The 17352-nt window shown below is 72.5% G+C and carries 18 protein-coding genes; 9 read left to right on the top strand and 9 right to left on the bottom strand.

Annotated elements, in window-relative coordinates; translation table 11 throughout:
* The first annotated feature begins 68 nt into the window (after positions 1-68).
* A complete protein-coding gene (locus tag LCN96_RS29715) occupies positions 69-437 on the top strand; it encodes an ArsR/SmtB family transcription factor (RefSeq protein WP_225265717.1) in 369 nt (122 codons plus the stop codon).
* Positions 434-1117 (top strand): cation transporter, encoded by a 684-nt coding sequence (locus tag LCN96_RS29710; protein WP_225265716.1) that lies wholly within the window; start codon positions 434-436, stop codon positions 1115-1117. The genes LCN96_RS29715 and LCN96_RS29710 overlap by 4 nt, the downstream gene beginning before the upstream one ends.
* A 17-nt stretch (positions 1118-1134) precedes the next feature.
* Here LCN96_RS29710 and LCN96_RS29705 read toward each other — a convergent pair whose 3' ends face one another.
* A complete protein-coding gene (locus LCN96_RS29705; RefSeq protein WP_225265715.1) occupies positions 1135-1785 on the bottom strand; it encodes a class I SAM-dependent methyltransferase in 651 nt (216 codons plus the stop codon).
* Between the two features lie 117 nt (positions 1786-1902).
* Here LCN96_RS29705 and LCN96_RS29700 point away from each other — a divergent pair, with 117 nt between their 5' ends.
* Positions 1903-2466, top strand: coding sequence for a TetR/AcrR family transcriptional regulator (locus tag LCN96_RS29700; RefSeq protein ID WP_225265714.1), 564 nt, complete (start codon positions 1903-1905; stop codon positions 2464-2466).
* 69 nt (positions 2467-2535) lie between these two features.
* Here LCN96_RS29700 and LCN96_RS29695 read toward each other — a convergent pair whose 3' ends face one another.
* The gene (locus tag LCN96_RS29695) at positions 2536-3249 is read right to left on the bottom strand and encodes a helix-turn-helix transcriptional regulator (RefSeq protein ID WP_225265713.1); all 714 of its coding nucleotides are present in this window, start codon (positions 3247-3249) and stop codon (positions 2536-2538) included.
* A 94-nt stretch (positions 3250-3343) separates the two neighbouring features.
* Here LCN96_RS29695 and folE point away from each other — a divergent pair, with 94 nt between their 5' ends.
* From folE to LCN96_RS56750, 3 genes are read left to right on the top strand one after another with little or no spacing between them, the layout of a single operon-like run.
* Entirely contained in the window at positions 3344-4003 is a 660-nt protein-coding gene (folE, locus tag LCN96_RS29690; RefSeq protein WP_449867071.1) for a GTP cyclohydrolase I FolE, read from the top strand.
* Between the two features lie 50 nt (positions 4004-4053).
* Positions 4054-5274 (top strand): NAD(P)/FAD-dependent oxidoreductase, encoded by a 1221-nt coding sequence (locus tag LCN96_RS29685; protein ID WP_225265712.1) that lies wholly within the window; start codon positions 4054-4056, stop codon positions 5272-5274.
* Positions 5275-5397, top strand: a complete 123-nt coding sequence (locus LCN96_RS56750) for a hypothetical protein (protein WP_263657337.1) — start codon at positions 5275-5277, stop codon at positions 5395-5397.
* Here LCN96_RS56750 and LCN96_RS29680 read toward each other — a convergent pair.
* Complete coding sequence (locus LCN96_RS29680) at positions 5386-6063, bottom strand: bile acid:sodium symporter (RefSeq protein WP_225265711.1); 678 nt, start codon at positions 6061-6063, stop codon at positions 5386-5388. The two genes, LCN96_RS56750 and LCN96_RS29680, sit on opposite strands and share 12 nt — an antisense overlap.
* Before the next feature lie 60 nt (positions 6064-6123).
* On the opposite strand from LCN96_RS29680, the gene LCN96_RS29675 reads away from it, so the two are divergent.
* Together LCN96_RS29675 and LCN96_RS29670 are read left to right on the top strand one after the other, a co-directional pair.
* Positions 6124-6459, top strand: coding sequence for an ArsR/SmtB family transcription factor (locus LCN96_RS29675; RefSeq protein ID WP_225265710.1), 336 nt, complete (start codon positions 6124-6126; stop codon positions 6457-6459).
* 12 nt (positions 6460-6471) lie between these two features.
* Positions 6472-7701, top strand: a complete 1230-nt coding sequence (locus LCN96_RS29670; RefSeq protein ID WP_225265709.1) for a GNAT family N-acetyltransferase — start codon at positions 6472-6474, stop codon at positions 7699-7701.
* A gap of 56 nt (positions 7702-7757) precedes the next feature.
* Here LCN96_RS29670 and LCN96_RS29665 read toward each other — a convergent pair whose 3' ends face one another.
* The 3 genes from LCN96_RS29665 to LCN96_RS29655 are packed head-to-tail and all read right to left on the bottom strand — an operon-like array spanning position 7758 to position 9900.
* Positions 7758-8495, bottom strand: a complete 738-nt coding sequence (locus LCN96_RS29665) for an aquaporin (RefSeq protein WP_225265708.1) — start codon at positions 8493-8495, stop codon at positions 7758-7760.
* Complete coding sequence (locus LCN96_RS57150; RefSeq protein WP_311131943.1) at positions 8492-9202, bottom strand: arsenate reductase ArsC; 711 nt, start codon at positions 9200-9202, stop codon at positions 8492-8494. The genes LCN96_RS29665 and LCN96_RS57150 overlap by 4 nt, the downstream gene beginning before the upstream one ends.
* Positions 9199-9900: an arsenate reductase/protein-tyrosine-phosphatase family protein gene (locus LCN96_RS29655; RefSeq protein ID WP_225265707.1), complete on the bottom strand. Its 702-nt coding sequence runs from the start codon at positions 9898-9900 to the stop codon at positions 9199-9201. Before LCN96_RS29655 ends, LCN96_RS57150 begins: the two co-directional genes overlap by 4 nt.
* Before the next feature lie 128 nt (positions 9901-10028).
* On the opposite strand from LCN96_RS29655, the gene LCN96_RS29650 reads away from it, so the two are divergent.
* Positions 10029-10664 carry a LysE family translocator gene (locus LCN96_RS29650; protein WP_225265706.1) on the top strand — a complete coding sequence of 212 codons (636 nt, stop codon included), beginning with the start codon at positions 10029-10031 and terminating at the stop codon, positions 10662-10664.
* Positions 10665-10749: 85 nt separating this feature from the next.
* Here LCN96_RS29650 and LCN96_RS29645 read toward each other — a convergent pair whose 3' ends face one another.
* The 3 genes from LCN96_RS29645 to LCN96_RS29635 all read right to left on the bottom strand — a co-directional run bounded on the left by LCN96_RS29645 (position 10750) and on the right by LCN96_RS29635 (position 17342).
* Positions 10750-11136, bottom strand: a complete 387-nt coding sequence (locus LCN96_RS29645) for a hypothetical protein (RefSeq protein ID WP_225265705.1) — start codon at positions 11134-11136, stop codon at positions 10750-10752.
* Between the two features lie 93 nt (positions 11137-11229).
* A complete protein-coding gene (locus LCN96_RS29640) occupies positions 11230-14073 on the bottom strand; it encodes a TIM-barrel domain-containing protein (protein ID WP_225265704.1) in 2844 nt (947 codons plus the stop codon).
* A complete protein-coding gene (locus LCN96_RS29635) occupies positions 14070-17342 on the bottom strand; it encodes a TIM-barrel domain-containing protein (RefSeq protein ID WP_225265703.1) in 3273 nt (1090 codons plus the stop codon). Before LCN96_RS29635 ends, LCN96_RS29640 begins: the two co-directional genes overlap by 4 nt.
* Between the last annotated feature and the right edge of the window lie 10 nt (positions 17343-17352).

The following is a 17352-nucleotide window of genomic DNA, read 5'->3' as shown; positions in this document are numbered from 1 at the left end:
ATCGCTGTCCGCCTGCCCGCCGACCGGCGCGCCTTCACTACATTCCGATTCCTGGCTATCATCGCCATATGGCGATCAATCAGGATGCCGGCCGTTGTGTCAGTGCCGACATCGCCGCCGGCATCTCCCCTGCGGCGGCGCTGTTCCACTCCCTGGCCGACGAGACCCGGCTGCGCATCGTGCAGCGGCTGGCCCGCGGCGAGGCCCGGGTGGTCGATCTGACCACCCAGCTCGGGCTGGCCCAGTCCACCGTGTCCAAGCACCTGGCCTGCCTGCGCGACTGCGGGCTGATCGACTACCGCGCCGAAGGCCGCCAGTCGTTCTACTCCCTGACCCGGCCCGAGCTGATGGACCTGCTCGCCTCGGCCGAGCAGCTGCTGGCCGCCACCGGCCACGCCGTGGCACTGTGCCCGGACCACGGCGGAGGCAGACGGTGACGCTGGACCTGGCGCGGCGGACGGCCCTGCGGCGCCGCATCCGGCTGCTGGTCGGGGTCACCATCACCTACAACGTGATCGAGGCGGCCGTCGCCATCACCGCCGGCGCCGCCGCCTCCTCCGCCGCGCTGATCGGCTTCGGGCTCGACTCGATCGTCGAGGTGGCCTCCGCCGCCGCGGTCGCCTGGCAGTTCTCCGCCGCCGACCCCGAGCGGCGGGAGAAGGCCGCGTTGCGCGTGATCGCGATCTCGTTCTTCGCGCTGGCCGCCTACGTCACGTTCGACGCCGTACGCGCCCTGCTCGGCGCCGGCGAGGCCGAGCACTCCACCCCGGGCCTGATCCTGGCCGCGCTGTCGCTGCTGGTCATGCCGTTCCTGTCAGGCGCCCAGCGGCGCGCGGGCCGCGAGCTGGGCTCGGCCTCGGCGGTCGCCGACTCCAAGCAGACGCTGCTGTGCACCTACCTGTCCGGTGTGCTGCTGGCCGGGCTGGCGCTCAACAGCCTGTTCGGCTGGTCCTGGGCCGACCCGATCGCCGCGCTGATCATCGCCGCCGTCGCCGTCAAGGAGGGGCGCGAGGCCTGGCGCGGGGACGCCTGCTGCGCCGTCCCGGCCGCCACCGAGGAGCAGGGCTGCGGGACCTGCGCCCCAGGCTGTTCCTGCTGCTCGCCGTCCGGGGGCTGACCCGGCGGTCGCCGCGGCTACGGCCGGGTGGCCCGGACGTAGTACAGCAGGGACGGCAACGCGCCCTCCGACTCCACCACGAACCCGGCGTCCGGGATCAGGGTGCCGAGCAGCTCGCGGGGATCGTGCCGCATGGCCGGCCCCGACAGCACGCCCACCAGGTGCCGGGCCGGGCCGGCCGGCGGGCGGAACTCGGCGATGAGCAGCCGCCCGCCCGGCCGCAGCACCCGGTACATCTGCCGCAACGCCTCAGGCCGGGCCTCCTTCGGGATGTGGTGCACGGCCAGGCTGGAGACCACCAGGTCGAAGGAGTGGTCGGGGAAGGGCAGGTCCTGCCCCTGGCCCTGGACGTAGGTGCAGTTGGCCGGGGCGCGGCGGGTGGCGTAGCGGACCATCTCCGGTGCCGGGTCCAGGCCCGTGACGTGCCCGCTGGGCGTCACGACCGGGGCCAGGATCCGGCTGAGGTAGCCGGTGCCGCAGCCGACGTCGAGGACCCGGTCGCCGGCGCGGGGCCGGGCCGCGGTGGCCACGCGGGTGAAGGCGGCGCGGCGGGTGCCGAGGAAGGCGATCGAACCGAAGACCTCGTACGCGCGCGGCCGGTCGAGCACGCCGCCGGAGTCGGGGTGCTCGGTGTGGTGGTGACGATGCAGGAGCTTGCCCAGTGCCATGGCCTGACCTCTCCGAGTTCGGAACGATGTGTTCGGTATTGGATGATGTGTTCATCCAGGGCGCGGGTCAACGAGCAGATCGGCCGCAGTGTGCCGTACCGAACAGAGGGCGGGGAAGTGTCCGGAGACAGGCGGGTGCGGCGCACGCGGCGGCTGATCCAGGAGGCGCTGGTGGCGCTGATCCTGGACAAGGGGTATGACGCGGTGACCGTGACCGACATCATCGAGCGGGCGGACGTGGGCCGCTCCACGTTCTACGCCCATTTCACCGACAAGCAGGACGTGCTGCTCAGCAACGTCGGCGAGCTGGCCTTCCTGCGGCCCCCTGCGGATGGCGCCCGCTCCTCGCAGGGGCGGCTGCTGGCGTTCAGCCTGCCGATGTTCGAGCACGTGCGTGAGCAGGAGCGGCTGGTGCGGGCGCTGCTGGGGCGGCGCGGCGGCGGGCCGGTGCACGCGCACGGCGAGCGGCTGCTCGCCGCCGTCGTCCGCGAGGAGCTGCTGGCGGCGGGCGCACGGGGCTCGGCCGCGCTCGACCTGCTGGTGGTCTGCGTGGTGGGGGCGTTCATGGGGTTGCTGCGGGCGTGGGTGGACGGTCAGACGACGGCCTCGCCCGCCGAGCTGGACGCCGCCTTCCGCGCGGCCGTCGAGCCCGGCGTGCGAGCGGCCCTCGACCGGGCGTAGACCGGCGCCGCCCCAGCCTGGCGGGGCCCCCGCCCCAGCCTGGCCGGGGGCCCTGGCGTGGCGCCGCTCTCAGTGCGCGGCCGGGGTGGGGCCGGCCGGGTGGAGGCGGACGCAGCAGTGCTCGGGGTCGGGCTCCAGGCGGGCGGTGACCCCGGTCGCGGCGAGACCTTCGAGCAGGCCGGTGAGCAGGCACAGGTTCATGCCGCAGACCAGCTCGGTGTGCTGCCGGGCCAGGCTGTGGAAGGGGCAGTTGACCAGGGCGATGGTGTCGCCGGCTGCGCGGGGCTCGAAGCCGAGGGCCTCCAGCGCCTGCATGACCCCGGTGCGCGCGTCCGGCGCGGGAGTGGCGGGGCGGGCGTCGCGCCCGAGTCCCCGGCCGAGCTCGCGGGCGCGGCGGTCGAGTACGGCGCGCGGCGGCTCTCCGGTGTCCTGCGCCTCTTGGAGGGCGTCGGCGAGCAGATGGGCGGCGCTCTCGTAGCGCCGGTCCGGCAGCGAGACGGCGATCTGCCCGGGCGAGCGCCGGTAGAGCTTGGACGGCCGCCCCGCGCCGGGGCCGGTGCGGCCGGTGCGGCGCTGGTAGACGGCTTCGAGCAGGCCTTCGGCCACCAGCTTGTCGAGGTGGAAGGAGACGGTGTTGCGCGGCGCCTGCACGGCGTCGGCGGCCTGGTCGCGGCTCACCGGTGCGGGCTGCCGCACCACGAACTCGTACAGGCGGCGCCGGGTCGGCTCGTCCAGTGCCGCGATGGCGGAGATGCCTGCCGATGCACCGTTGACCTCGCCCATTCTAAAACCCACTCCTGTTGACTAAATTACCGTGCTCCTTCTAATGTTAACGAAACTCATCGATAGAAGAAGGGGGTTGCATCATGCGGGGCGCATGCAACGATCACGGGCGGGCGGCATGAGCGAGTCCGTGGCGGAGCCGGCCGTCACCCCGGCGGAGCACCAGCAGCGCCGCCTGCGGGTGGTCCGCCGGGGCGACGGCGTGGACCTGGAGGCCGCGCAGCGGGCGGTGGCCGACCTGCTGACCGCACTGGGCAGGGACGCGACGTCCGAGCACCTGGCCGACACGCCGAGGCGGGTCGCGCACGCCTACGCCGAGCTGCTGGCGCCGCGCGAGTTCAACCTGACGACCTTCCCCAACGAGGAGGGGTACGACGAGCTCGTGCTGGCCCGCGACATCCCGGTGCAGTCGTTGTGCGAGCACCACCTGCTGCCGTTCCAGGGCGTGGCCCACGTGGGCTACCTGCCGGGCGACCGCATCCTCGGGCTGTCGAAGCTCGCCCGGGTCGTCGAGCTGTTCGCCCGCGATCTGCAGGTGCAGGAACGGCTGACCAAGCAGGTGGCCGACTGGTTGCGGCAGCACCTGGCGCCCAAGGGCGTCGGCGTGGTGATCGAGGCCGAGCACCTGTGCATGTCGATGCGCGGCGTGCGCGTGCGCGGGTCGCGCACCGTGACGTCCGCCCTGCAGGGGGTGCTGCGCGAGGACGCGCGTTCCCGGCAGGAGTTCTTCGCGCTGTCCGGGGTGCACGCCTAGCCACCCGTACGAGCGACCTTCCACCCGAACGAGCAGACAGGAGAGGGACGATGCCGGCACCGGCCACGTTCGTGATCGCCGGAGGGGGCCTGGCCGCGGCCAAGGCCGCCGAGGCACTGCGCAAGGAGGGGTTCGAGGGCGAGATCGTCCTCGTCGGCAGGGAGCCGCACCTGCCCTACGAGCGGCCACCGCTGTCCAAGGGCTACCTGCAGGGCGCCGACGAACGGCAGAAGATCTTCGTGCACGACGCGGGCTGGTACCGCGACCACGCCGTGGACCTGCGTACCGGCGTCGCGGTGACCGGACTCGACCGGGCCGCGCACCAGGTGACGCTGTCCGACGGCGAGCGGCTCCGCTACGACAAGCTCCTGCTGGCCACCGGGGCGAGCCCGCGCCGCCTGACCGTCCCCGGCCACGACCGCGTGCTGTACCTGCGTACCGTGGACGACTGCGAACGGCTGCGCGCCACGCTGTCCGCCGCAGGCAGGATCGCCGTGGTCGGCGCCGGCTGGATCGGCCTGGAGACCGCCGCCGCGGCCCGCGCGGCCGGCGCCGAGGTCGCCGTGGTGGAGCAGGAACGGCAGCCGCTGCTCGGCGCGCTCGGCCCCGAGGTCGGCGCGGTCTTCGCCGGCCTGCACCGCGAGCACGGCGTGGACCTGCGGCTCGGCGCCCGGCTCGCCGAGGTCACCGAGACCGGCCTGCGGCTGGCCGACGGTACCCACCTCGAGGCGGACGCCGTGGTGGCCGGCATCGGCGCCGTGCCCGACACCGAGCTGGCCGCCGCCGCCGGGCTGGCGGTCGACAACGGCGTCACGACCACGGCCGACCTGCGCACCAGCGATCCCGACATCTTCGCCGCCGGTGACGTCGCCAGCGCCTACCACCCCCGCCTGGGCACCCACCTCCGGGTCGAGCACTGGGCCAACGCCCTCAACCAGCCCGCCGTGGCCGCCCGCGCCATGCTCGGCCGGCCGGCCGCCTACGACGAGCTGCCCTACTTCTACACCGACCAGTACGACCTGGGCATGGAGTACCTCGGCCACGTCCCGCCCGGGCTCGCGCACGACGTGGTCATCCGCGGGGACCTGGACGCGCGGGTGTTCCTGGCCTTCTGGCTGCGTGACGACACGGTGATCGCGGCCATGAACGTCAACGTCTGGGACCAGGGCGAGCAGCTCAAGGCGCTCGTCCTGGCGGGCTCCCCGGTGGACCGCACCGCGCTCGCCGATCCCGCGATCGCGCTGGACCGGCTCGTCGGCTCCGGTGGCTGAGTGCTGGAGGCGGTGGTGGACCGCATCGACGCGAAGCTGGCCGAACCGGCCGCGGCCCGGCGCGCGGCCGTGGCGAGCCTCCAGGACCACCGCACCGGTCACTGCTCCGCGCTACCGCAGTGACGGCAGCCGGGGCACCACGCGGACGTAGACGAGCATGCCCACCACCTCCACCAGGGTCTGCGTGACCACGACCGCCCCGGCGACGGACAGGTGGCCGGGCAGCGCCAGCGCGAGCGGCAGCACGACCAGGGAGTTGCGGGTGGCGCCGGTGAAGACGATCGCCCGCCCGGCCGGCGCGTCCAGGCGGAACAATCGGGCGACGGCGAGCCCGGCGGCGCCCATCACGACCAGGAACGCCACGTAGAACGGCACCACGCCGGCCACCACCGCCAGGTTGCCGTCCAGCTCGGGCACCTGGGCGTCGCCCCCGGCCAGCCCGGTGAAGACGACCACGTAGTCGACGCACGGCGTCAGCAGCACCAGCAGCACGCCCAGCCGCACAGCCCGATCGGCGGGCAGGCTGGCGGGCAGGACGGCGAACATCGCCGCGACCACCAGCGGCACCACGGCGAAGTTCACCACCAGCGCTGCCGCCAGGAACCGGCCGGCGCGCAGCGACCGCACCAGCTCGCCCGCCGGCACCTGTAGGAACGTCACGTACAGCAAGGCCGCCAGCACCGGGTTGATCGCGTGCTCCAGCACCGGCCCGAGCCCGGGGGCGGCCAGGCCCACCACGGCGCCGGCCGCGATCGCCCCCACGTAGACGGCGACCTGGTGCCGCTCCATCGTCGCGACGGCACCCGGGGGCTTCCTTCGCCGAGCTTCATCGACTATCGTCGATTGACGATGAACGAGGACAAGGAGCCGCTGCCGCGCGCGGCGGCCGAGGAGTACGCGAGCTGGTTCAAGGCCCTGGCCGACGCCACCCGCATCCAGATCGTGTCGCTGCTGGCCCGGCGGCGCGCGCCGATGAGCGTGGGCGAGATCGTGGCGGCGTCCGGGGTGGGCCAGTCCACGGTCTCGCACCACTTGAAGATCCTGGCCGAGGTGCGGTTCGTGCTCGTCGAGCGGCAGGGCACGTCCAGCCTGTACCGGATCAACGAGAACTGCGTGCGGTGCTTCCCGACCGCCGCCGACGTGGTCATGGGCAACCCCGTGCCGGCCGAGCCCGCCTGCGAGTGAAGGAGCGTCACCATGGCGCACGACGAGATCATCGACCACTACTCCGCGCTGGCGAGGGCGGCTGCCGCCGGGCAGGAGGTCACCGACTGCGGACGGGACGCGTTCGAGCAGGGCGGTTTCGGCGCGGCCGGCTACGCCGACCTTCAGGCGCTGCCCGAGCAGGCGGTGCGGGCGAGCCTCGGCTGCGGCAACCCGGTGGCCGTCGCCGAGGTGCGGCGCGGTGACACCGTGCTCGACCTCGGCTCGGGGGGCGGCCTGGACGTGCTGCTCTCGGCGCGCCGGACCGGCCCGCACGGCAAGGTCTACGGGCTGGACGCCGCCGCCGACATGCTGGCGCTGGCCCGGCGCAACGCCGAGCAGGCCGGGGTGCGCAACGTGTCGTTCCTGCACGGCACCATCGAACGGGTGCCGCTGCCGGACCGGTCGGTGGACGTGGTGCTCTCCAACTGCGTGATCAACCTGTCAGGGGACAAGGCGGCCGTGCTGACCGAGGCGTTCCGGGTGCTGCGGGCGGGCGGCCGGTTCTGCGTCAGCGACGTCGTCGTCGAGGGCGCGCCCGGCCCGGCTACGCGTGCGGCGGCCGAGGAGCGGATCGGCTGTGTGGCCGGGGCGTTGCCGGTGGCCGAGTACCGGCGGTTGCTGTCCGCCGCAGGGTTCGTGGGCGTACGGGTCACACCGGCGGCTGACCACGGCGGCGGGGTGCGCTCGGCGATCGTCCAGGCCACCAAGCCCGCCGCCCCGCCGGAGGTGGAGATCCGGCCGATGCGCGCGGGCGACGCCGATCAGGTGCTGGCGATCTACCAGGCCGGGCTGGACACGGGTCAGGCCAGCTTCGAGACCCGCGCCCCGGCCTGGGCGGGCTTCACCTCGGCCAGGCTGCCGGGCCTGCGCTACGTGGCCTGCGACACCGGCACCGGCCAGGTGCTCGGCTGGGTGGCCGCCTCGGCGGTCTCGTCCCGGCCGGTCTACGCCGGAGTGGTCGAGCACAGCGTCTACGTCCATCCGGGCTGCCAGGCCCACGGTGTCGGCCGCGCGCTGCTGGCGGCGTTCGTCGCCGCCGCCGAGGACGCCGGCGTCTGGACGATCCAGTCCGGCGTCTTCCCCGAGAACGCCGCCAGCCTGGCCCTGCACCGGGCCCTCGGCTTCCGGGTCGTCGGCACCCGCGAGCGCGTCGGCCGCCACCACGGGACGTGGCGGGACGTCCTGCTGGTCGAACGCCGCAGCACCGTGACAGGCACCTGACCCGGCGCCCGGGAGCCGCCTCCAGCAGAGAGGCGACATGCGCGGTGGGACCTTGGTCAGGTCCGGGCCGGTGCCGCCGGATCGGCGGCGGCGAGGTGATCCGGCACCGACGCCGGCAGCGGCCGCGGATACAGCAGCCCGACCAGGGCCAGGCCGACCGCCGCGCCGGCGAGCTGAGCGGCGACGAAGCCGGGCGCGGAGGCAGGTGCGATGCCGGCGAAGCTGTCGGTGAGGGTGCGGCCGAGGGTGACGGCGGGGTTGGCGAAGCTGGTGCTGGAGGTGAACCAGTAGGCCGCGCCGATGTACGCGCCGACGGCGGGCGGCGCCAGCGCGGCGCGGCCGGTGCGGGTCAGGGCGAAGATCAACGCGATCAGCCCGGCGGTCGCCACGACCTCGCCCAGCCACAGCCCGGAGCCGGTGCGCTGGTGGGTGGAGACGGTGACGGCGGGCAGCTCGAACATCAGGTGTGCCAGCACCGCCCCGCCGAGCGCCCCCGCCACCTGGGCGGGCACGTACGCCAGCAGCGCCCGGCCGCTCAGCCCGCCCCCGGTGCGCCGGGACAGCAGCCAGTCGGCCAGCGACACCACCGGGTTGAAGTGGGCACCGGAGACCGGCCCCATGACGAGGATGAGCGCGGTCAGCGCGAACGCGGTCGCGGTGGAGTTCTCCAGCAGTTGCAGGCCCACGTCACCGGGGGAGAGCCGCTGCGCCATGATGCCGGAGCCGATGACCGAGGTGACCAGCAGGCCGGTTCCGACGGCCTCGGCGAACGCCCGCCTGACCAGCGCCGTCACGCGGTGCTCCCTGCGGCGGTGCTCGCGTCGGCGGTGCTCCCGTCGGCGGTGCTCCCCGCGGCCGTGCTCGCGTCGGCGGTGCTCCCCGCGGCCGTGCTTCCGGCGGCGGGGACGCCGAGCTGGGCCAGCAGTGCCCGCACCCGGCGCTCGATCTCGTCACGGATGGGCCGCACCGCCTCCACCGACTGGCCCGCCGGATCGGGCAGCTCCCAGTCCTCGTACCGCCTGCCGGGAAAGACCGGGCAGGCATCCCCGCAGCCCATGGTGACGATGACGTCGGCGGCCTCGGCGATCTCGGGCGTCCACGGCTTGGGGTACTCGCCGGCGAGGTCGATGCCCCGCTCGCGCATCGCCTCGACGGCCGAGGGGTTGATCCGCTCACCGGGTGCCGAACCGCCCGACCAGCCGATCGCCCGGCCCTGGGCGAGGTGGGTGAGGAAGCCGAGCGCCATCTGGGAGCGCCCGGCGTTGTGCACGCACAGGAACAGCACGATCGGCACGCCCGTGGTGTCCTTGCCCTCGACGCGGGCCAGGGCGAGCAGGCGCTGGCGGGCGAAGCGCTCGGCGATGGAAGGCAGCTCGCCGGCCGAGGCGCCACGGCCGGTGAGCTGGTCGTGGCTGGTGCGCAGGACGCGGCCGACGGTCTCGGCGCCGAAGACGCCGTCGAACTCGTCCGCCAAGGTACGGGCGGCGGCTTCCAGCGTCATGGTGTGTCCTTCGGTGCGGCGGGAGGCTGGGAGGTCAGGGCGGTGACGAGCCGGTCGACGCGACCGGCCAGGTCGCTGTAGGCCCGTTCGAAGGCGTCGTCGGTGCCCGCGCGCACCGGGTCGGGCACCGACCAGTGCAGCGGCGGCCGGGCGGGCAGTTGCTCGTAGGCGCTGTCGCACACCGCCACCACCAGGTCGCCGGCGCGGACGGTGTCACCGAGGTGGGCGGTGGCGTGCGGGTCGAGGCGCAGGCGATGGCGGCGGGCGGTGGCCAGCGCGCGCGGGTGCACGCGGGCGGCCGGGCGGGTGCCGGCCGAGGCCGCGGGCAGGTGGCTGCGCGCCTGCCACAGGGCGGCGGCGAGCTGCGAGCGGGCGGAGTTGTGGGTGCAGACGAACAACACCCGCTCGGCCGCCGGGGCCGCCGCCGGTGCGGGGCCGAGCCCGGCGGGCGCGCCGGGCAGCAGCCGGACGTAGCTGCGCCGCCGGTCGGCCTCCGAACGCGTCCGCGTGATCAGCCCGGCCTCCTGCAGCACCTTCAGGTGGTGCGCCAGCAGGTTGGACGACAGCCCGAACGCCTCGCCCAGCTCACCCGGGGAGCGGTCGCCCAGGAGCAGCTCGTCCACCATCGCGAGCCGGACCGGGTCGCCCAGCGCGGCGTGCCGCGCGGCCCGCCGTTCGACAGATAGGTCAATATTCATTGAGTCAATTTTGGCTGAGTTGGCCGTGCCGGGTCAATCCCGTCCGATCGGCCGCCGGATCCTGCGGTCCGCAGGCGCCTGTGGTTGCATCGGATCAGGGAGGGCTCGTTCGTGAAGGGAGGGCCCCGATGCTGAGTGCCTTGATCGCGTTCGCGGTCGCTTCTCTGCTGGTGTCCATGATCCCGGGGCCCACCACCGTGGTGGTCCTGCGGCAGTCCGTCCGCGCGGGCCGGTCGGCGGGTGTGGCGACCGTGCTGGGCAACGAGACCGGCTGGCTGGTGTGGTGCCTGGCGGCGGCCTTCGGGCTGTCGGCGCTGCTGCTGGTCTCCGAGGTCGCCTTCGACGTCATGCGGATCGCCGGCGCGACGGTGCTGGTCTGGTTCGGCGCGCGGATGTTGTGGCAGGCGCGGCGCACTGCCAGGAGTGATCCGTCCGTGGCCGCGGCGTCGCCCGCGCCGCCCTCCCTGTGGAGCTGCTACCGTTCCGGGCTGCTGACCAACCTGGCCAATCCGAAGGCCGGCGTGTTCGCGCTGTCGTTCTTGCCGCAGTTCGTGCCCGAGGGAGCTCCGGTGCTGCCGATGCTGCTGCTCCTGGCGGTGGCCTCGGCCCTCATCGACCTGGCGTGGTATCTGGGGATCGTGCGGCTGGTGGGCGCGGCGGACGGCTTCTTCAAGCGGCCCGCCGTGCGCCGCTACCTGGAGTACCTGTCCGGAACGCTGCTGATCGGCCTCGCCGTCCGTCTCGCGCTGGCTAGCAGACCCTGATCGTCCTGCTTGATCTCACCCGGTGGTCGCCGCAGAGACGCGGCGATGGCGGTGCCGGCGCACCGGTACCGCCATCGCCGGTCCGTCAGCCGTTGCGGTGGTCCTCACCCGGGCAGAAGGTCGGGCCGGTGTTCTTGACCCCGCGCAGGTTGTCCAGGCTCATCCACCCGTGGGTGTCGGTGCCCTTGACGCGGGCGTACACCCAGTGCTTGCCGTACCTGTTCACGGTCCAGCAGTGGAAGTACAGGACCTGGCCCGCGCGCAGCCTGGTCACGTTCCCGCACGCGGCGTACGGGGCGGTCTTGAGGTTGAACGAGCCCCGCATGACGCCCGAGCCGTGGTCGACGTTCGCGGTTCGCGGGGCCGGGCAGCCCGGCAGGGCGGTGGCCGAGGCGGCCGGGGCGCTCAGCAGGCCCGCCGTCAGCGCGCCCCCCAGTGCCAGCGCCCCGAGCGTCTTCGTGGAAAGTCTCATGCTTCGTCCCCCTTGTGCATGATCCAGTTCGTTGGGAGGACCGTAGGGACGGGTGCTTGATGATCTCTTGCATCAGACTTTCTCGCTGATGGGTCAGAAGGTGCCGGTCGTGGTGCCGGCGCTGCCGCTGACCGGGGTCGTCAGGGTGGTGTTCGCGCCCGGCTGCCACTGGTCGGCGGTGTCGGGGAAGTTCGCCTCCTGGCGTTTGACGCACTTCCATTCGATCGTGGTGGTGGGCGGGAGCTTGCCGATCGTGCCCGTCCAGGTGGGGTAGGCGGTCGGCGACAGTTTGACGGCGCCGGCCACCGACCAGGCGCCGAGCTGTGGCGCGCTGCCGACCGCGTAGACCGACTGGCCGGGGGTGGTGGTGCCGTTGTGGCAGGTGAAGGTGGCCGACACCGGGGTCTGGCCGAGCGTGAAGGCGAAGGTCTTGGCCGTGCCGACGGCGGTGCTCGCCGACTTGGCGACGATGAGGTTGCCGCCCGCGTTGTACCAGCCGCTGGTGGCCGCGTCGAAGGCGGCCTTGGTGGCGTGCCGGGTCAGCGGGCCGCCGTTCAGCGTGACGGCCGAGGCCTGGGTGTCGGTGACGAGTTCGATGACGTTCTGCCTGCTGCCCGGGGCGCCGGTGTAGGTGCCGCTGGAGGCGGCCACGGAGACGGTCGCCGTGCTGCCGGTGAGCTGCTGGCTGATCTGCGTCGTACGGACGGCGCCGGTCCGGTAACCGGTCGAGGCGCCGTCGTCCTCGTAGACGGTGAAGGCGGTGGCGCTCGCGTCCGGGTGCACGCGGGCGATCAGCTCGTTGCGGGTGGTGGCGTCGGTGCGCTTGCCCAGGACGTTCATGGTCTTGTCGTCCACGTGCATCTTGGGCAGGATCGCGCCGGCCCGGGCGAAGGCGGGCAGCCGGAAGACGCCGTTCACCCAGAGCGGCCGGTCGGGGAACCACTGGCCGGTGCTGGTGAGCTTCTCGCCGGTGGCGTAGTCGTACCAGGTGCCGGCGGGCAGGTAGACGTCGCGCTCCCGCTCGCCCGCGCCGGCCACCACGGCGACCAGCAGGTCACGGCCGATGAGCTTCTCGTGACCGGCTTCGCGCAGGTTGGGGTCGTTCTGGTAGTAGTACGCGGGCGGCGGGACGACGGGCTCGCCGAGCTGGTGGGCCCGGTGGGCGAGGGAGTAGTAGTAGGGGGTCAGCTCGTAGCGTTGCCGCAGGTTGGCGAGGTTGCTGGCGGTGTGGCCGATCTTGTCGGGGGAGGTCTGCGCGCAGTTGCACAGGTTCTCGGTGTGCGGGCGCACGGGCACCTCGAACCAGGCGCCGTTGGCGAGCCACTGCGTGTAGAGCTCGTTCAGGTCGGAGTCGAGCATCTCCCTGCGGAAGCCGCCGATGTCGGAGCCGAAGTAGTCGACGCCGGACATCGACATGTGCAGCTGCGCGTTCTGCTGCTGGGCGAGCGCGGTCAGCTTGGAGCCGATGTCGGCCGACCACATCGCGACGCCGTGCCGCTGGATGCCCGCCGCGCCGGAGCGGGCCAGCATGAAGGGGCGCTTGGTGCCGGAGGAGTAGCCGCGGGCGATGCTCTCGGCCCACTTGAGGTTGTAGAGGTTGTGGTAGTCGGCGTGGGCGTGCTTGCCGGGCAGCACGCCCGCGGTCCAGTCGCCGGCGTCGTACATCTCCGGCTCGCCCAGGTCGAGCCAGTGGCCCTGTACCCCGGCGTCGATGAGCGGCTGACGCTTGACGGTGTGCCAGTGGTCGCCCGCGGCGTTCTGGGTCCAGTCGATCATGCCGCCGCGGCCCCACCAGTCGTTGGTGGTCAGGTACGCGGGCGCGCAGGCGGCACACCCGGCCCGGACGAGGTAGCCGCGCGAGGCGAGATCGGCGTGCTCGGGCAGGTTCCTGCCGACGTAGGACTCCTCGATCGTCATCAGGCCGACGCCCTTGTTGGCCTGGTAGTCGGCGATGGTGGCCGACGGGTTGGGGAAGGCGGTGGTGTCCCAGGTGAGCGTGCCCATCTTCGTGTTGTCCGAGCCCGCCGTCACCCCGCCGAACCAGGGCAGGTCCAGCACGAAGCCGTCCACCGGGAACGCCGCCGCGCGCAGCCCCGAGAGCCGGTTGTCGATCTCGGCCCAGTTGTCGTAGCCGAACTCCGACACCCACAGCCCGAACGCCTTCTTCGGCGGCACCGGCGGGCGGCCGGTCAGCTCCATGTAGTCCTTGCGCAGGTCGGGCAGGTCCGGGCCGGTCATCGTGTACCACCGGAGCTGGTCGCCCCAGGTGTCGACCGTCCACGGGTCGGCGGTCAGGTTCCACTCCTGCTTGTAGACCTGGTCGAGCAGCAACCCGTAGTTCAGGTTGCCCGTGCTCGGACTGCTCGGGCCGACCGCGAACAGGACGGGGATCTGGGCGTTGCCCACCGGGCCGTTGTCGCCGTCGTAGGCCATGGCGTTGCCGTACGGGCCGCCGGGGGTGCGGGTGCGGCCCACCCAGTCGCCGTCGGAGCTGCCGCCGGTGAAGAACTGCTCACCCAGCCCGTACGCGTGCTGGATGGCGCCCTTGCTGATCGTCAGCCCCTTCCACGCCTGGGCCAGGTTACGCGGGCACGCCTCGTACAGCAGCCGCGCCGGGTCGGACACCTTCACGCACAACGTGCCGGCCGCCACCTCGACCTTCATGCCCGCCGTGGTCAGCGTGTTGCCCGACTGGCTGAAGCTGGACGGCCCCGGGTAGTCGGTCCTGGACACCTGCGGCGTGGTGAACAGGGGCGAGCCGGTCCCCGGTGAGGTGCCGTTCGCCAGCTCGAAGTGCACCAGGTCGTCGTCCAGCAGCTCCACGATCAGGTACGTGGAGCCGCTGGTGAACTGCACCCGCTGGACCGCCGCCTGCGCGGGCAGCGCCACCAGCAGGGGCAGGAGCAGGGCGGTCAGCAGGACGAGCGGACGTTTCATGGCCGGGCCACCACCAGGTTGTCGAGGTTGATCCCACCGGTGTTCGAGGCGTCGTACGCGATCTTGACGGTGTGCGCGCCCGCGGTGAGCGAGGTGGTCAGCGTGGCCGTGCCCCAGGTGTCCCAGTCGGGCAGGGCGGGCAGCGAGAGCGTGCCCGCGGCGACGCCGTCCACGTAGATCGTCCGGGTGGCGGCCACCGTGGTGGAGTAGCGGAACCTGAGCTGGTGGCTGCCTGCCGCGTCCGCCTTGACGGCGAACGTCACCGCGTCCCCCGAGGTGGCGAAGCCGTCGGTGAAGCCGGTGCCGGTGTAGCCGGCGTGGTCGGTGTTGGTGGTCGTGCCGGTGCCGGTGGCGAACTCGGACTCGTAGGCGGCCTTGTCCACGCCGTTCAGCGTGACGGTGCGGCCGGAGGCGGAGGCGGCCAGCTTGACGTGGGTGAGCTGCTGCACCGGGTCCCACCACCAGCCCTCGGCCGCGGCCTTGAGCGCGGCCAGGCTCGCCCGCGCGGTCGCGCCGGTCACCGACCCCGGCTTCGTGCTCGCCACCTGCAGCGTGCTGGTGGTGGTGAGCGCGGGCACGGTGACGGTCACCGTGTGCGCGGCCCAGCTCTCGGCCGAGGTGATCGTGCGGGTGGCGTTCGCGGCGTCCTCGAAGTACGCGTACGACGTCGAGCCCGCCGGATAGATGCGGAAGGTCAGGTTCTGGTAGGTGTCCACGCTGTTGCCGATCGCGCCGCCGAGCTGGTAGTCGGCGTTGAGGTTGAGCGGGAGGATCGCGCCCGGCCTGGCGTGGACGGGGATGGTGTCCAGGCCCGCGTGGTAGGTCTTGGTGCCCGGCCCGGTGAAGCGGCCCCCGTTCCACAGGTCGTACCACTCGCCGGCCGGCAGGTAGACGTTCTTCGAGGTGGCGCCCTGCGCGGTGATCGGCGCGACGAGGAGCTGCGAGCCGAACAGGTACTGCTGGTCGTGACCCGCCGCCGCGGCGTCGCCCGGGAAGGCGAAGCTCATCGCCCGCATCATCGGCACGCCCGTGGTGGAGGCGGCCCTGGCCTCGGTGTAGAGGTACGGGATCAGGTTCATCCGCACGTTGGCGAACTTGCGGAAGGTGGGCACCACGCCGGTGTCACCGGTGCGGGCCTGCACGTTCCACGGGGTGCGCGCCTCGGAGACGCCGGGGTTGGCCTTCTCCGAGTGGTACTGCATGATCGGCGAGAAGGCGGCCTGCGCCGTGGAGCGCAGGTACAGCTCGGCACCGGGGAAGTCACCGGTGAAGCCGGCCAGGTCCCACGCCGTGTACGGCACGCCCGACTGCCCCGCGCTGAGCTGGGCCCGCACCGCCTCCTGGAAGGCGGAGAAGCTGGAGTTCTGGTCGCCCGCCCAGTAGATCGAGGTGGTCTGGGCGCCGGTCGTGCCCGCCCTGCTGAAGATCGTGCCGGCGGGCTTCCTGCCCTTGACGTAGGCGTTGTAGGCGCCGGTGTAGCTGTTGGGGTAGGCGTTGTGCAGCTCGTCGCCCTTGCGGCCGTCGGCGAACTGCACGCCCCTGCCGAACACGGCCTCGCTGCCGTCGGTCTTGAAGCCGTCCACGCCGACCTCGTCCATGAGGTAGTCGCGCTTGCTCATCCACCAGTTCGTGGCCGCCGTGCTGGTGAAGTCGGGGATCATGCTGTCGCCGAACCACTGGCCGGTCGGGATGCGGTAGGGGCCGTTGGTGGCGTTGCGGGCGACGTACCCCTGCGCCTGCGCGTAGGCCTTGTCGTTGAGGTGCTGCTGCGGCGCGGCAGGCGGGTTGGTGTCGAAGTTCTCCTTGAACACCGGGATCTGCCAGAGGATCATCTTGATGCCCTTGCTGTGCGCGTTGGCGACCATGGCCTTGGGGTCCTGCCACGCGGTGCCCGGCGGGAACGTCAGGTCCCCGTACGCCAGCTTGCCGCTGCCCGGTTTGGCCGTGTACGTGGCGCCGTGCCAGACGTAGAACGTGGCCTCGTCGCTCCACTGCTCCAGCACCATCGCGGTGTGCGGGATCTGGTACGTCTCCACGTTCGCCAGCTCGGCGTTCACCTCGGCCTGCGTGTTCCACTCGTTGGCCGACATCCACACCCCGAACGCCCACTTCGGCGGAAGCTGGGGGCGTCCGGTGACCGCGGTGTAGTCGTCCACGATCTCGGCCGGCGTGCCGGCGAAGAAGTGGTAGTCCAGCGTCGAGTTCAGCCCGCCGCCGGTGTCCACGGTGAAGCCCGCCAGGTCGCTCAAGTGCGTGTTCAGGTTGAAGATCGCGTAGCGGGTGCCGGTGACGTGCACGCCGTACCCGGCCGAGTTGAGGAAGAACGGCACGCTCAGGTACGTGCGGCGGGTGGCGCCCTGGTCCCTGTACTGGTTGTAGACGTAGTTGTGCACGTCGGTGCCGCGCTGGTCGAGCCGGTCGTACCGCTCGCCGAAGCCCTCGAAGCGCTCGCCGGGCGGCGACAGGAAATGGTCCTCGATCTTGGTGATGGTGGTGGCGCCGTCGCTGGCCCAGCCGATGTTGCGGAAGGTGGCGGGGTCGTACTGGCGGGTGATCAGCGTCGTCCCGTCGCCCTTGTAGACCGACAGCCGGTACGGCGACTTCTGGATCTTCAGCACGAGCGAGGAGGTGGAGAGCGTCAACGTGCTCGCCGAGTTCGTCACCGTGTAGCCGGAGACGCCGGAGATGTTCAGGCCCGAGCCGCTGGGCGCGATCTGCGTGCGGAACCGGTCGAGCGCGGGGAAGGCGAAGCGGATCTTCGGGGTGAAGCTTCCCGCGCTGTCACCGGTCGTGACGTCCACGGACGTGCCGTTGTTGACGTAGCCGGTCACGTTCGTCACCGTGCTCCACGAGGTGACGGTGAACGCGAACGGGCCGGTGCTCCGCTGCCCGCCGCCGTTCACGTCGGCGTTGACCGTGTAGGAGATCTTGTCACCCCGCACGAACGGGCCGAGGTCGATCCTCCAGTAGCTGTTGTTGCCGCTGTTGTGGTCCCAGGCGGCGCCCACCGGGGTCTGCGCGGCCCCGTTCCTGGTCCAGGTGACCCAGACGCTCTGACCTGGCTCGATCGGCCAGGTGGTGGCGTTGATCCGGACCGGCTCGCCGGCCATGGGGTCGCGCGGGAGGCGTTCGGTGGGCTCGCTGGAGTAGAGGTCGTCGATTCCGGTCGGGTTGTGGTGGACGCCGTCGAGGGCGTAGGCGGGGGCGGTGACCAGGGACGCGAGCAGGACGACCGCCGTGACGACGGCGACCGACCGTAACCAGCTCATGGAGATGAGC

Origin of the sequence: Nonomuraea gerenzanensis (genome assembly GCF_020215645.1) — a bacterium.
Taxonomy (GTDB): Bacteria; Actinomycetota; Actinomycetes; order Streptosporangiales; family Streptosporangiaceae; genus Nonomuraea; species Nonomuraea gerenzanensis.
The sequence above is the reverse complement of the archived record's forward strand: the minus strand, read 5'-3'. Positions and strand labels throughout refer to the sequence as shown.

What these genes read in the sequence shown, in the direction of transcription:
- LCN96_RS29715 (WP_225265717.1), top strand. Translation starts at nt 69, where the DNA reads ATGGCGATCAATCAGGATGCCGGCCGTTGTGTCAGTGCCGACATCGCC.
- LCN96_RS29705 (WP_225265715.1), bottom strand. Translation starts at nt 1,785, where the DNA reads ATGGCACTGGGCAAGCTCCTGCATCGTCACCACCACACCGAGCACCCC.
- LCN96_RS29695 (WP_225265713.1), bottom strand. Translation starts at nt 3,249, where the DNA reads ATGGGCGAGGTCAACGGTGCATCGGCAGGCATCTCCGCCATCGCGGCA.
- folE (WP_449867071.1), top strand. Translation starts at nt 3,344, where the DNA reads ATGCAACGATCACGGGCGGGCGGCATGAGCGAGTCCGTGGCGGAGCCG.
- LCN96_RS29685 (WP_225265712.1), top strand. Translation starts at nt 4,054, where the DNA reads ATGCCGGCACCGGCCACGTTCGTGATCGCCGGAGGGGGCCTGGCCGCG.
- LCN96_RS29680 (WP_225265711.1), bottom strand. Translation starts at nt 6,063, where the DNA reads ATGGAGCGGCACCAGGTCGCCGTCTACGTGGGGGCGATCGCGGCCGGC.
- LCN96_RS29675 (WP_225265710.1), top strand. Translation starts at nt 6,124, where the DNA reads ATGAACGAGGACAAGGAGCCGCTGCCGCGCGCGGCGGCCGAGGAGTAC.
- LCN96_RS29670 (WP_225265709.1), top strand. Translation starts at nt 6,472, where the DNA reads ATGGCGCACGACGAGATCATCGACCACTACTCCGCGCTGGCGAGGGCG.
- LCN96_RS57150 (WP_311131943.1), bottom strand. Translation starts at nt 9,202, where the DNA reads ATGACGCTGGAAGCCGCCGCCCGTACCTTGGCGGACGAGTTCGACGGC.
- LCN96_RS29655 (WP_225265707.1), bottom strand. Translation starts at nt 9,900, where the DNA reads ATGAATATTGACCTATCTGTCGAACGGCGGGCCGCGCGGCACGCCGCG.
- LCN96_RS29650 (WP_225265706.1), top strand. Translation starts at nt 10,029, where the DNA reads ATGCTGAGTGCCTTGATCGCGTTCGCGGTCGCTTCTCTGCTGGTGTCC.
- LCN96_RS29645 (WP_225265705.1), bottom strand. Translation starts at nt 11,136, where the DNA reads ATGAGACTTTCCACGAAGACGCTCGGGGCGCTGGCACTGGGGGGCGCG.
- LCN96_RS29640 (WP_225265704.1), bottom strand. Translation starts at nt 14,073, where the DNA reads ATGAAACGTCCGCTCGTCCTGCTGACCGCCCTGCTCCTGCCCCTGCTG.
- LCN96_RS29635 (WP_225265703.1), bottom strand. Translation starts at nt 17,342, where the DNA reads ATGAGCTGGTTACGGTCGGTCGCCGTCGTCACGGCGGTCGTCCTGCTC.